Origin of the sequence: Shewanella sp. 10N.286.52.C2, assembly GCF_002874545.1 — a bacterium.
Classification (GTDB): Bacteria; Pseudomonadota; Gammaproteobacteria; order Enterobacterales; family Shewanellaceae; genus Shewanella.
The window spans coordinates 26,959-41,745 of record NZ_MCTV01000039.1 but is presented as its reverse complement, the minus strand read 5'-3'; the positions used below and the strand labels follow the sequence as shown (position 1 = coordinate 41,745).

At 40.9% G+C, this 14,787-nt stretch carries 11 protein-coding genes; all 11 read right to left on the bottom strand.

Features of this window, described 5'->3' with window-relative positions; translation table 11 throughout:
* Positions 1–48: 48 nt before the first annotated feature.
* A complete protein-coding gene (locus BCU94_RS13970) occupies positions 49–684 on the bottom strand; it encodes a 2-dehydro-3-deoxy-6-phosphogalactonate aldolase (protein ID WP_102476723.1) in 636 nt (211 codons plus the stop codon).
* The gene (locus tag BCU94_RS13965; protein ID WP_102476722.1) at positions 685–1,677 is read right to left on the bottom strand and encodes a 2-dehydro-3-deoxygalactonokinase; all 993 of its coding nucleotides are present in this window, start codon (positions 1,675–1,677) and stop codon (positions 685–687) included.
* 27 nt (positions 1,678–1,704) lie between these two features.
* Positions 1,705–2,862, bottom strand: coding sequence for a mandelate racemase/muconate lactonizing enzyme family protein (locus BCU94_RS13960; protein WP_102476721.1), 1,158 nt, complete (start codon positions 2,860–2,862; stop codon positions 1,705–1,707).
* Positions 2,863–2,888: 26 nt separating this feature from the next.
* Positions 2,889–4,313 carry an aldehyde dehydrogenase family protein gene (locus BCU94_RS13955; protein WP_102476720.1) on the bottom strand — a complete coding sequence of 475 codons (1,425 nt, stop codon included), beginning with the start codon at positions 4,311–4,313 and terminating at the stop codon, positions 2,889–2,891.
* Positions 4,314–4,571: 258 nt separating this feature from the next.
* Positions 4,572–5,591 (bottom strand): hypothetical protein, encoded by a 1,020-nt coding sequence (locus tag BCU94_RS13950; protein WP_102476719.1) that lies wholly within the window; start codon positions 5,589–5,591, stop codon positions 4,572–4,574.
* A gap of 33 nt (positions 5,592–5,624) precedes the next feature.
* Positions 5,625–6,404: a glucose 1-dehydrogenase gene (locus tag BCU94_RS13945; protein WP_102476718.1), complete on the bottom strand. Its 780-nt coding sequence runs from the start codon at positions 6,402–6,404 to the stop codon at positions 5,625–5,627.
* Between the two features lie 91 nt (positions 6,405–6,495).
* Complete coding sequence (locus tag BCU94_RS13940) at positions 6,496–8,112, bottom strand: sugar porter family MFS transporter (RefSeq protein WP_241904116.1); 1,617 nt, start codon at positions 8,110–8,112, stop codon at positions 6,496–6,498.
* Positions 8,113–8,883: 771 nt separating this feature from the next.
* Complete coding sequence (locus BCU94_RS13935; RefSeq protein WP_241904115.1) at positions 8,884–9,927, bottom strand: family 16 glycosylhydrolase; 1,044 nt, start codon at positions 9,925–9,927, stop codon at positions 8,884–8,886.
* 620 nt (positions 9,928–10,547) lie between these two features.
* Positions 10,548–11,432: an SMP-30/gluconolactonase/LRE family protein gene (locus BCU94_RS13930; RefSeq protein ID WP_102476717.1), complete on the bottom strand. Its 885-nt coding sequence runs from the start codon at positions 11,430–11,432 to the stop codon at positions 10,548–10,550.
* Positions 11,433–11,469: 37 nt separating this feature from the next.
* Positions 11,470–12,633 (bottom strand): mandelate racemase/muconate lactonizing enzyme family protein, encoded by a 1,164-nt coding sequence (locus tag BCU94_RS13925; RefSeq protein WP_102476716.1) that lies wholly within the window; start codon positions 12,631–12,633, stop codon positions 11,470–11,472.
* Positions 12,634–12,659: 26 nt separating this feature from the next.
* Positions 12,660–14,117: a sulfatase gene (locus BCU94_RS13920; RefSeq protein WP_102476715.1), complete on the bottom strand. Its 1,458-nt coding sequence runs from the start codon at positions 14,115–14,117 to the stop codon at positions 12,660–12,662.
* Positions 14,118–14,787 lie beyond the last annotated feature (670 nt).

The following is a 14,787-nucleotide window of genomic DNA, read 5'->3' as shown; positions in this document are numbered from 1 at the left end:
AACACACTGAACTCAGTTTACGGCATTATTGAACTCTAAAGTTCTGGCCTAGTGGGCTGTTAAGGTACTTTTATAACCTTGGACATATGCCAAAGCGTTATGCTTAACTTGCTCAACACTCATCCCAGCCTTATATAAGCCGCTTCCTAAACCAAACCCACTGGCACCAGCATCAATAAATGCTTGCATAGTGTCTGGTGAAACTCCCCCTACAGGTAAAATATCAATATCAGGAAGAACAACTGACATTGCTTTTAACCCCATAGGGCCAAATGCATCAGCTGGGAATAATTTAAGCGAATCTGCACCCGCATTAATAGCCGCATAAGCATCAGATGGTGTGAAAAAACCGGGGACACAATAAAGGTCTTTCGCTTTACTGTACCGAATCAATTTTGCATCAGCATGGGGAGAAATAATAATACGCCCGCCCGCAGCTTCGACTAAATCAACTTGTTCCTGGCTAACAACAGTGCCAGCACCAATGATGACATCGTTACCATATCTATCACTAAGTAACTTAATACTTTCGTAAGGCGACGGTGAGTTTAAAGGAACTTCTATAACGCGATATCCAGCGGTCACTAAAATATCTGCAACATCTAATACTTCAGCAGGTGTCACGCCACGTAAAATTGCAACCAATGGCATTTTGCTCATGGCTTCTTTAAGAGTAATCGGCATTTAATGCACTTCCTTTGATTTAATTAAATTCGCTTGCTCAGCTACCATCACCATGCCTAAAGCAGAGGCTTTCTCGCTGCTCACTGGGGTTGAAAGTAAACCAAGTTCTTTTAGCGCTTGAGCATAAAGTGTGTTTAAAGTCGAACTGCCAATGAGATAAATATGTTCAAGGGATGATGCCGCCAACACTGAACATAATTCAGCGCCAATCAGTAATCCTGAAATATAACTACAAACATGCTTGTCATCTAATCGCTGTTCTAGTCGTAAAGTTCTCGCGCTAAATAAATGGTGCAGCAAACCCCCTTCCCTTTGACTGGTATGTACGCCTTGTAAAAAGCTATCCATATCAACATCAGTCGCTTGTTTATATACGCCTTTTCCAAGAATGCTGTTTTCAACTACGATGTTATACATCTCGCCCGTCATTTGAGTCGACAAGCTTTCTACGATTGGTTGACCTTGATCATTCTTAGCCATTTTTATCCACTTAGAATGGGTTCCAGGTAAGCAAAAAACTAACTTATCTAATTGAGCATTGTTTAATAAACCCAACTCGTGCTCAATCAATGATACGGCGCCGAATACCTGCACTTCTTCACCGCGCATAACATCAGGTTGTAAATTAGCAGTCTGACACTTAACGCCCGGTACAATGCGAATAGACAATTTCGATTCGTTATCCACATGACATAATTTCATCGCGGCTTGTTTAGCATCTGCTGGGCAATCTATATAGCCTGCATCGACCCAACCTTGTGCGCTACCCACCATGCCGGCCATTAACACTGGCACTGAAAAGTCTGTAACCCATGGCTGTATATGGGCTAAAAGCGCAGCTTCAAATTCATCTTTTTTAAGGCATAACATACCTTGAGGCGCCGATACTTCAGACAAGATTTTGCCGCGTTTATCCAATAAAAAGGCGCGAAAATTACTACTCCCCCAATCGACTGCAATAAGTACAGGCGTGGGTGACGATTGCTCTGTCATTTAAAAATTCTCTACAATGATGTGGGCTTAGAAAACTTCATAATGTTTTATGAAGTCTGGATCTGGCTCTACGCCAATACCAGTCCCTTGTGGAAGTGCAACCGTGCCATCGTTTTCTTTAACTTGCTTAAGAATGTTTAATGGCTCTTTAAGTAAGTCTTCACGGAATAAATTCGGAGTAGTATCGTATTCGAGCATCGGCTGAATTGGATGAGCTGCGCCTGGTAAATCAGGTAATGCTGCCAATAAATGCAAATTGGTACCCACAGCAATAGCAGAGCCCCAAACATGATTTATTACCGGAATAAAATGTGCGTGTGCCATCGCTAATACTTTTTGGTATTCAGTAATGCCACCTAATGCACAAACTTCAGGTTGCAATAAATCCACACAGCGATTTTCAATTAAGTCTCTAAAACCCCAGCGGGTGAATTCTGCTTCACCACCTGCAATGGTCATATCTAAGGCTTCACACAGTTCTCGATAACCTTGTTTATCTTCAGGTGCTACGGGTTCTTCAAACCAATTTACGCCAAGGTTTTGCAGCTCACGTCCCAGAGGGATCGCCTCTCTGGTGGTATAGGCATGGTTTGCATCGACCATTAATTGCATATCACCAATGCCGCGGCGTACAGCTTCAACTAATTTAATATCTCTATCAGGACTTAAACCGATTTTCATTTTCATCGCTTTAAAGCCTATCTCTTTAATGCGGGCACTTTCATCGGTAAAGCGTGCTTCAAGGTCGTCATGACGTTGTAGCATCATGCCGTAACCGTAAGCTGGGATACGGTCTCTAAAGGCACCGCCCAGTAACTTATAGACGGGCTGGTCAAGGAATTTACCGGCAATATCCCATAAAGCGATATCCACACCCGACAAAGACTGAATAGGCATGCCTTTTTGACCATGGTCGCGCATTAAGTTGTACACCTTATGCCAGATCACTTCGCGATCTAGCGGATCCATACCAAGGATCATAGGTTGAATCACTTTTTCAACGATTGTTTTGTTGGCAAAAGCGATTCCGCCGCCACCAAAACACTCACCCCAACCTGTTATGCCAACATCCGTTTTAATTTCGACTAGGTGAGTAGTACGTTTGGCATAATACTGCTGCGAGTAACCTAACTCTTCTTCAAGATCGTACTGCAGAACGTGGCTTATAATTTCAGTAATTTTCATTCAATAATAGTCCCAAATTAATCTGATTAAAGCGCACGTGAGATGCGTTTATAAGCCAAGTAATCGTCGAGCGCTAGCAACGAACAATCAACTCCAACTCCTGACTGCTTAATCCCAAAATGCGGTAAATTAATGGCATATTTAATCCCATTAATTTGTACTTCGCCAAAACGAAGTTCGTCCGCAAAATGGTCCGCTGTCGTTTGATTTTGAGTAAACACATAAGCGGTTAAGCCCGCATCAGTATCATTAGCAAGGTTCAGTACATCTTGATGATTTTTGAAGGTAGCAATGCTAATAACTGGTCCAAAAACTTCTTCTTTCGATATCGCCATTTCAGGTGTCACACCCAGTAACACGGTAGGACTGTAAAAATATCCGGTGTCTAATCCTGGTGGTTTACCGCCACCTGATAACAACTTGGCGCCTTGAGCAATCGCTTCTTTTACTAAGCCATCGATACGCTGCCAAGAAGCACCGTCCATCAGTGGTCCCATTCCAATATCAGCCTCTTTATCAAAACCAACGTTGACGGAATGAGTGCGGGTTAACACCATTTCAATAAATTCGTCAGCCACAGACTCTTCAATAAAGACTCGGTTAGGAGCAACACAAATTTGGCCAGCATTACTGTATTTCACGCCGCAAATAACATCGGCAGCCGTGATTAAATCTGCATCAGCAAATACGATGGCAGGTGCATTGCCACCAAGCTCCATCGAGTAGCGTTTGATTGACGTAGCCCCTGTACCAATAACGTGCTTACCGACATTGGTTGAACCGATTAATGTTAATAAAGATGGGATAGTGGATGCAGAAATGGCATCGCCCACTTTGTGATCAGGGCCAGAAATAATATTAACCACGCCATCAGGTAAGCCAATTTGAGCGCAAAGTTCACCGACGGCATAAGCAGATAATGGGGTTTTAACAGAAGGCTTAATGACAAGAGGACAACCTGCAGCCATTGCTGGGCCTAACTTATAAGCAAGATTAAGCAGCGGAAAATTCCATGCAAGAAATGCAGCAGCAACCCCTACTGGCTCGCGGCGAAGTTCATGGACGTGGGTGCCCTCTTTATCTTCTAATGTCTCTTGCGCTAAATTGAGCATGGCATCAGCATAAAAATTTAAACTGTCGACCAACATTTGGTAGTCTTCCTTGGTTGATGCCCAAGGCTTAGCCATTTCAAGATGCACACACTCACGTAAATGCTGTTCATTTTCTATCACTGCATCACGTAATTTATACATCCATTCAGTACGTTGTTGAATAGATGTTTTAGACCAAATTGGAAACGCCTTTTGTGCAGCTTCAAGCGCTAATTCAGCTTGAGGAATATCTGCCGCAGCAATGCTGCCTACCGATAAAAGAGTTGCAGGATTAATAACATCAGTGGTTGATCCGCTCGATATGAGTTTACCGCCGATATAAAGTTGTTTAGACAGCATTAGCAACGCTCCATGTGAAAAATTCAAAACAAACTAGGTAATAAGCTTTTAACTGAACCCGTTAATCAGTAGTCAAATAAGCATATTGATAACGCGATACATGATAAGTATTTAAACATATGATGTTTGATAAAACAATATAGAAATGCAATTAGTTTGTGAACATGTAAACAATCAAAATAACTTTTTACGATAAGGATTAAGACTAAGTCATTTTATAACAGCTACTTAGTAATTAAACACACTCATTAATAGCAATTACACAATAAAGCATTGTACCGACCAGTTACGTTTACTATTGGGTTTGATGAAGTAATAATCATCGCGCTTAATCGCTTCATTGAGTGAATCTGCACCCCCTAAACAAGGCTCTAAACCCACGACATAGGCAGGCGGTTGATCACTGCCAGACCAGCCTCGATAATTGAGCCATAAGCCAAAATGTGAAATATCATGACTACGATATCTAAAACCACAACGTTGTTGATAAGCGCCACTGGCTGAAGGCGGCTCAACTAAAGCAACCTCAATAGACTGATTTTTAATAGCACCCGTTGATAAATCATCACTATAAAGCTTGCAGGCAAAGTGACTGTCTGGTGCTAATACCCTATCTAAATGTATTAGCTCATCTTGCTGCTGACTTTCATAAGGCCATTGCACTGTCATTGCATCTGTATTAAAAAAAGCTTTAAAACCACTGTCGGTTCTAAAGCGGTTAATCACTGTTGAAAGCGCTATGGTCATGCCTTTTTCAGCAGCAAAAATCGGGTGCATTGACCACACAAAGGGTAATTGATGGTCGCTGCTATTCGTAAGCTGGTATTGAATATCGATATGGTTAGCATCAGCGGCAAGAGTTAAGGTACGCGTAAACACATAAGGTAACTGTTTACCCAGGCAGCGAAGTGTCAATGAGATGAAATGCGAAGACTCAACAATTTCAGTGACTTGCCACGGTAAACACCATAGCTCACCGTGATCAGGGATTGATACATGCTTAAGGGCTGGTAAAGCGTATTGCTCGCCATTGATGCTGGGGAAGCATTCGTCCCAACCACCACAATCAAAGCCATTGACGAATGACTCACCATAATTTGGCTGTTTCAAAAAAGCATGAGCGCCTTGAGGTTGTTCAAGCCACTCTCTGCCAGTAAGCATCGATTTTAATGAAATTATTTTCGCACCAATGGCAGGCACCACGGTAAAAGACAGAGTATTGTTGGCAATGGTAATAAGCTCAAAACCGTCTTTAATCGACTTTTGTAAAGACACCATAGTGGCCACTTTTATGTTCCAACAATTGAGGTGTTAATCGTGATAAATGACCGAACGACCACCATCAACCACTAGGCTTTGTCCTGTCATAAAGCTTGAATCTTGGCTGGCTAAAAACAATGCCGGTTTCGCGACCTCTTCAGTGGTGCCATTACGTTTTAACGGATGCACTTCACCCATAGCTTGTCTTGACGCTTGTGGATCGTCTGTCGCTCCCCACGACTTAAATGCCATCGGCGTTTCAATCATTCCAGGACATAACGCATTAACACGAATATTATACTGAGCGAATTCAACCGCCAGGTTTCGAGTGAGCCCTATAACCGCATGTTTTGTCACTGCGTAAGGAAAATACCCAGGTACTATTTTAAATGAATGCACTGACCCGACATTAACAATACTGCCGCGGCCATTGGCTTTCATATGGGGTAAAACGGCTTTGCTGCAATACCACATACCATCAACGTTAACTGAAAAGCTCTTTTTCCACGCATCAACGCCAACAGACTCAATCTTATTACCCGGACTAATCAACGCTGCATTGTTAATTAATATTGTTGGCGCGCCAAGTTCTGCCGCCGTTATAGCGACCATGGCATCGACCATGGCTTCATCTGAAATATCGGTTTTCACAAATATAGCTTGGTAACCTTTTGTCACTAACGCTTCAACAGCATCAAGCCCCAGTTCACTGTTCATATCAGCAACACACACTTTCGCGCCTTGCTGACAAAACTCTAAAGCGATAGTGCGACCTATTCCATCAGCACCACCCGTAACGATAGCAACTTCACCTTTCAACCGATCTGACATATGACTTCTCTACTTATTATTTTTGTTCTGAAACAACTCTTGATTACAGCGATTAGCGCTAACGTGTTAACAACGGCGTTAAGCGAGTAATTTATCCCTGTTTCACTAATTGTCTTTCAATGGCTTCGATGGATTTACCTTTGGTCTCAGGCAAAATTAGCATCATCACAAAACAACCCACAAAGGCTACCCCGCCGTAATACAAGAAGGTATTCGCAGCGCCCATGTTTTCAAGCTGCCAAGGGAAAAACTGTTGGATACTCCAACTCGATATACTTTGTACTAATGCCGCAAACGGCAGTGCAACACTGCGAACCCGGCTTGAAAAAATCTCTGAAAATATGACCCACATAATAGGGCCTATGGACATGTTAAACGCCGCTAAAAAAGCAAATAAACCAAACAAAACAAATGCTGGGTTAATATTAATCGAGGCATTAATAACTGTGCCACTGACTAACGGTAACTCTTTTTTAGAATACACGCTGGCTAGATCAGCCTTTAACGCTACATCACTGTGGTAATCTTTGCCAATAAATGGAATGAGTTTATTTGCATCAACACCTTGCTCAGCAATTATTTCAATCGCAGGTTGGTTAATAACGTAAGTTGCATTGTCAAAACCATACCAAATTGAACAGTGTGCGACGGTAATTAATAATAAGCCGCCAACGGTTAATACTTTACGACCCCATTTCTCAACCGTGAATATTGCAACAAGGGTAAATAAAACCGACATTGCGCCGAGCACTATGGTTTGTAAAAAGGTATCTTCAACACTCATACCGATTTGTTCAAACACGGTAGGTGCGTAAAATAACACCGCATTCATCCCTGTCGCACCCTGAACAACGGCATAACACACAGCAAGAATGACTAAAAAACGCATGGGTTTACTAAACAGTAACTTAAGCTGCTGAATCACTGAGGTGTTACTATCTTGTGCAATAGTTTGTTTAATATCGTCCATCATTGCAGGCACTTCAGATGGATCTGAAATGTCACTGAATACTTGTTCAGCTTCTTTATGTCGTTGCTTACTCATCAACCAGCGTGGAGACTCAGGGATGGTTAGTAATAAACCGAACCAAATAATATTAGGTACTAGCTCAAACCCTAACATCACTCGCCAAATATTCTCATCCGTTAATACTTCAATATTGCCCATTGATTTGATTAGAAAATAGTTAACAACAAAGGCAACTAAGCTTCCTAACGTAATCAATAACTGATTGACCGATACAAATTGCCCTCGCTGTTTGGCTGGTGCGATTTCACCAATATACATGGCAGATACGGTGATTGAGGCAAAGGCGACTCCGCCAATAAAACGCCCTACAACCAGCATTTCGTAACTATTAGCAAATGCTGAGATCACGGTAGACAATGAATAGGTCAAGGCAATAGCCAGTAACACTTTCTTACGGCCAAAGTGCTGACATAAACTCCCCGTAAAAAATAGCGCTAAAATCACCCCTACAATAGCGCAACCGACCACGTTGCCGGTTTGCATACTAGTTAATTCAAATTGGGAGCTAACAAAGCGCAGCGCACCAGAAATGTTGGCGGCATCTAAGCCAAATACAAAGCCACCAAAAGCGGCAATTAATGAAAACTTTATCGCTTGAATGTTTTTGCTTTTCGAAGCTTGGCTCGAAACAAGTTTAGACTCTTTCGAAGTGCTCTCTGACAATGTGTTCTCTAACAAAATAGTTTCCCCAAACCTCGAAAGTCGAGTTTTAAAATTAACATTGGCTGACACCATGTTTTGTTTACATTCCATGGTTTAACCAACCGATGTTACTTACTGCGGCAGTAATTCACGCAACTCATTCGCAAACTAAGCAAAACTCCAGCACTGCAAAGATATCGACTACCACTGATTTTTTTATGTTAATAAATTTGATTTACGACGAAGCTACAGATGGTCGAAGCATTTCGCTACAGGTGCAAATCATTTTATTAACATGATTTAAACATATGATGTTTAAGTAAGCAATATGTTTATATGGAATTTAAACAGATTTATGATCGGCGAATAAATTGGAGGGATTTAATGAGAGAGGACCTAACTTCATTTCAAAAAACGTGACAAGAAATTAGATAAACAACTGATTAAATTATTATTTATCTTTGAGGGATTTAGTATAGGCTTTAAAGTGGATAAGTTTAAGGTATAGATAATTCAGAACGAATCTGTCGTAGATAATACAATTTGATCTGAGCCTACTTTTTTGAGTATCAAATCAGAGTATCAAATCAGAGTATCAAATCAGAGTATCAAAGTAGACATATTGTATTACAGTGCATGCCTGATATCTGAAAAATAGCAGCTATGTTCCTATGCCAGAGTTAGGCAATATTACGATTAAAAAAGCTTCATCTCTCATCAGAGTTGCCCCATGACGAAAGAAAGTGGCTCCTACAAAGGTAAGGGGCCACCTAAGTCTAACGAGCACAACTACGACTCGTCGTTGAATTATTTTTGCCATACTCTGACGTATTCAATTTCAAAATCGACAATTCCGTCATCTTTTTTATCTTCAGGACTATTAAGCTCTAAATCGGCTTTACTATCAGGGACACCGTGCCAAGGAAAGGTTTCTTGGTCTAACCAAATACTGATGGGTTTAGTCGCTACGTATCCGTCGTAATCTTCGCTCACCTCACGGTTTTCATAGGCCCATTTTCGAACGTCATCGGCGCTTACATCTGAAAATAATACCCCATCGACATAGTATTTAAAGCCATTTTCATTCCATTCAATACCGTAGATGTGGAAATCATCAGCGACTCTAAATCCTAGGTCTTTATGCTCTGTGTAAGTTGGCTTACCCGGTTTACTGGTATTTTTACTCCAGTCTCGAATTGACCACCAAAGCTCTTTATCCAGTTCTAATTTTTCTGGATCGCGATGATCGCCAAACTGTTCAAAGAAATCGATTTCTAGTTGATGTCCCATCGCCCAAAAAGCACTGGTAATTTCAGCATCTGCTGCCTTACTCTTAATCTCAATGTAGCCATATTTGAACTCTTTGCGGGAAATGATACAGGCTGTAGTGAGATTTTCATGGGGCAGCGCATCCCCGAAAACAGGAACTCTAATCTCATCGGTGAACGGGAAATCTGGCTCCCAACGGGTTTCTAGTATTAGCTTTCCATTTTCTAAACGATAGTTTTTACCAGAGAACTGCGACGGTGCTCGGCCTTTCCAGACTTTTTTATTGGGCTTGTCTGGATGCTTATAAACGGGCTTGCCGTTTTCAAATTTACCAACGATATACCATCTGTCTTCATCTAATGTATCGGTCTCAAATTCATCACTGACCTCGGGATTAAGTATCCAGTCACCATGATTTTTTGGATCTGAATAAGGCAATACAGCCATTGTGTTATATGCTGCTGATTCATTAGCCTCTATCGCTTGAACCTGGTCTTTTTCGACCTCAACACTACAACTCATAGTGGCGACAGTGAGTAAAATGAGCAATGAAGAGTTTGTATACCTAATGTTAAAGAGCATGTGAGTTTAGCCTTGTGTTGTGCGTTATATACAGTGCCTTGTTTGTGGATAATAAAATGAATAGTATGACAAAAGCAATTCACCTTATATGTTTATAAACATACTATGTTTAAGGGTGGGTTGATACCGTTAAATTTTGGAATCTAGTAAAAGAATTGCTCTCGTTAAAGAGCGCTTCTAGTTAAAAATTGGGATCATGGGCTTTTCTTCTATTCTCGATATTTTTTAACAAACAAATTGATGACCACAGAAATTAACTGTGCTCCATAATTAGTTTTTCGAAAAACAACGTAAACAATACCAATCAGGTTCAAATCTGAATGGTCCCTCATTGGAAATATTTTCGTTTTTCGAAAATCTCGCTGGGACTGCTGGAACTATGGTTTATAAATAAACCAAGAGGGCTGAACCGCTGCCCTTTTGGTCTGTTCTTTACAATTAAAAGCCGAAGCACCACGGCTTTGATTTGTTTAAAGTGGCAAATTACTTGGTGACGAAAATGAGCCTGTATCTATCTAACAACTCACTTTAGACCGATAAAAACGACAACACGAAGAACTGACCACTAGAACTAGCAGCCAGCGTTGTTCGATATCTTTGTTAAATAGCACTATTGTAAATTACATTTTCACTGCAGGTTCAAAAACGCCATTCACTTTTTCCATCACTAATAGCGTTGCACCATGAATGACTTGGGTTATGGCTTCATCTTCAAGACCACAGGCAGCGGTTGTGGTAAACAATAGCTGTGCTTCATCACCACCAAATGCTGGGCATGTTGCTCTGGGGGTACCAACCAATATACGCTTAAGCTCAACCCCATCAGGCGAAATACACATGACTGCCCCGCCATCCCAAAGTGATACCCAAAGATTTCCGTCAGCATCGACAATGCCGCCATCAGGTGACACCGCCGTATTTGAAAAGTCGTAAAACAGTGTGGCGTTAACGGCATCTTGTATAGGCCAGCCAGTGTTTGCATCAAGCGCTATCACATAGATTTGCTGTTTCGCTGAGTCAGTGAAATAACAACGCTGGCGAGAAAGATCAAAACACACTCCGTTGGGAATGGACAAATCAGGGATAACCTTTCGTAACTCGCCGTGGTAATAACGATAAAACGCACCCTCATCGGCTTTGGCATCAGTATTCATGGTGCCTATCCAAAAACCGCCCCATGGATCAGCGCGGCCATCATTACTGCGATTGCTTTGTAATTCATGCTCAACATGAACCACTAAAGATTTTTGCTTTGACTCGAGGTTAAATTGATACAAGCCTGTTGCTGTGGCTATTAATAAATGAAGCTCGTCAATCCATCCAATTGCGGTGACCATTTCATCAAAAGTATATTCAATTGATTCATTGTCATTTTTACCCATTAATAGATTATTAGGGAAATCGACCCAATATAAGGTACTGCGCAGCGGATGCCATAATGGGCTTTCACCCACAAAATTCACTCTGTTATCGTATTGCTGCACGGCTAATGTTTCTTTAGTCATAGTGTTTCTTCAGTCATAGTCGTAGTCATAGGATTAATTACCAGTTAGTGTGTGAACCGTCACGCTTACTTAAATGCGGCGCTTCAACCTCTATTGGGGTCGACTTTCTAAATTCAGCTTCATTCACTTCAACACCTAAACCCGGTACATCAGGCACGATAAATTTATTGCCTTCTAACTTATGCTGTTGCGGAAACAGTTTGTCATCATGGGCGCCAAACGGACTAAACGGCCCTTGATGTGTTTCCATTAAGCTAAAGTTTGGTAACGCTACGGCAAAATGGTTTGTAGCGGCGGTGCATACTGGCCCCAATGGGTTGTGGGGCATGACATCGATATAATGCGCTTCTGCCCAACCTGATACTTTCACCGCTTCAGTTATGCCGCCAATATTGCACACATCGATACGTAAATATTGTGTCAGCCCCTGTTCAATATAAGGTTTAGCTGCCCACTTTGAGCTGAACTCTTCTCCAATAGCGAACGGGATATTTGTCATCGTTCTTAAGGTTTTATAAGCCTCTGGCGACTCATTACGAATAGGCTCTTCGATAAAGTCCAGCGTATCAGGCGCTAGGCGCTGACAAAATGATGCGGTTTCAGCGACACTTAATCTATGGTGATAATCGATACCTAGGGTGATGTCAGGCCCTAAAATTTTACGTAATTCATTTAAACAGCGCGCGGTGCGAGTAATCGATTCTTGTGGCTCAAAAGTGGTTAAGTCATCAAATCGGCTTGGAATAACCCGAATGGTTGTCCAACCTAAAGCGATTAAGGCTTTTGACTCTTTAACTAAATCATCTAACTTGTCAGGATCCGCCTCTGTATAGCAACAAGCAAAACAAGGAATATTGTCACGTTGTCGACCGCCAAGCAGTTGATAAACAGGGACGTTTAATTTTTTTCCGAGAATATCGTATAAAGCGATATCGATGGCTGAAATAGCCGCGGTAATCACGCGGCCACCTTCAAAGTAATGGCTACGGTATAATTCTTGCCAAATACGGCCAATTTGTTTGGCGTCTTTACCTTTTAAAAATTGACTAAAATGTTTAATCGCCCCCATAACGGCATATTCACGATTTGAAAGGCCTGATTCACCCCAACCGATAATGCCACATTCAGTGACTACTTTAACGAGTAACTGATTGCGCGAGCCAACTCTACCTAGTATTGCTTCAACAGATTCTATCTTCATGATGTTGTTCTCTTATTATTGTTATTTTATTGACTCGCGGGTAGACGATATTTATCCATTCTATCCATATCATACTTTTCAAATTTACGTTTCAGCAACCATCTTGGACGTTCTAATGTCAGTTCCCAAGCAAACAAATCTTTATACATGGATATAACCCGCTGTGGCTGGTCGTTTGCAAGGTTTGTTTGCTCACCAATATCATTGGCTAAATTATAAAGTTCAGTGGGTCTATCTGGGTAACGGATCATTTTCCAATCGCCCTCACGGATAACCGCTCTGGTTTCTTTTTTCCAAAACATCTGCTTATGAGGACGCGCTTTATTGTTACCCATAATATAAGGCAGTAAATCAACTCCATCAGTGTCAGTCACGGTTTCAATGCCACCAGCTGCACTGACAAAAGTAGGCAGTAAATCTAAGGTCGATACAGGAAAATCAAATTGTTGATTGGGTTTTATTTTTGCAGGCCAACTCATGATGAACGGAACACGGATACCGCCTTCTAAAAAGTTAGATTTTGTGCCGGCTAATGGCGCATTACTCGATGCATTTTTATCTGTTGGGCCGCCATTATCATTAGTAAATACAATAATAGTATTGTCTGCTAACCCCAATGATTTGAGTTTGTCGGTCACATACCCTGTCGCTCTATCCATGGCTAACGTCATTGCAGCCAGTTCTTGTTGCTTGCCTTTAAGTTCAGGAAACTGTTTAAGATCGTCTGGTTCAGATTCTAATGGTGTATGCACAGCGTTAAAGGCTAGGTAGATAAAGAAAGGGTCTTGCTGGTTTCTATCAATGAAGTCTGCGGCCGCCTTACCTAATACGTCAGTTAGGTATTCTTCGCGCTCTTCAAAATGCCCTAAGCCTCGCTCAAGTTGTTTGTCATACATAATGTCATCAGGATTGTTAATGTTCGTAATATTTTCAGGGTACTTAAAGTAACTGCGATCACCACCTCTAAAGCCTAAAAACTCGTCAAAACCGCGGTTTAATGGATGAAAACGCTCTGCACTGCCTAAATGCCACTTACCAAAAATAGCAGTTTTATACCCTTGGTCTTTTAAATAATCAGCCATGGTTGTTTGATCAACTGGTAGACCCATTTCTGCGCCATCTAATGCTGAGTTGTCACTCATATAACCAGGTACATTAATTTCTTCATAACCAAAACGTTGTTGATACTTCCCTGTCATTAACCCCGCTCTCGAAGGGCCACAGGTTGAATCACTGACATAGCCTTGACTAAAAACAATGCCTTGCGCTGCAATACTGTCTAAATGTGGGGTCTTCATTATTTTGCTGCCTTGAAAACCAAAGTCTGCAAAACCTGCATCATCTGCAAATATTAATATGATATTTGGCTGTTGTTTTTTATCTTCAGCGCTAACTGTTTCGGCTAACGCATTGGATGGTGCAAATGCTGTTAACGACAATACGCTAGTAAGGGTAACTAGCCCTGCTAACAATTTAGTTTTCATGATCCATGCTCCTAGATTAAACCTTGCTAACCAATGTTGAGTGATCTGATTAAAATATCAGCGGCTCATTTCATTGAATTCACAATCCTCTATCACTCAGTTTATGGGTATAGAAAGAACAAGCTTGTTGTACCGATTGCCTTAACTCGTTAAATGAACGAGCAATTAACGAAGGTAATAGTGGTCAAATAACGCGTTCATTTATACAAGATAATTGAAATCATAACCAAAACATGATAACTATTCAAACATATGATGTTTATTTATCTTATTTTACATAAATTAACATTACAGATTAATAAACAAAACGATTACAGCACCTGACTATATTATCTAAAGCGCCTAAAACTGCAACAAAAGTAGTATCTTACAATCTTAAGCGCACTCATATGGTGCTTATAACAGTCAAAATTCGTCATTATTGGGTCACAAGTAATGCCATTGATTTGACTTTTGAATAGATATTTTTATTTACAAATCCGCTACAAAACATGACAATTCGCGTAATAAATAAATAAAAATCAAGATGATAGCACCGTTATAACAACAAATATTTAACATGTTGCACATTTAAACATCATATGTTTAAATACTTCATATGAACTGTATTGGGTGTTTAATATACAAATACTAACAAATACCTTTAATACATAGTGAACATTAAGTCGTG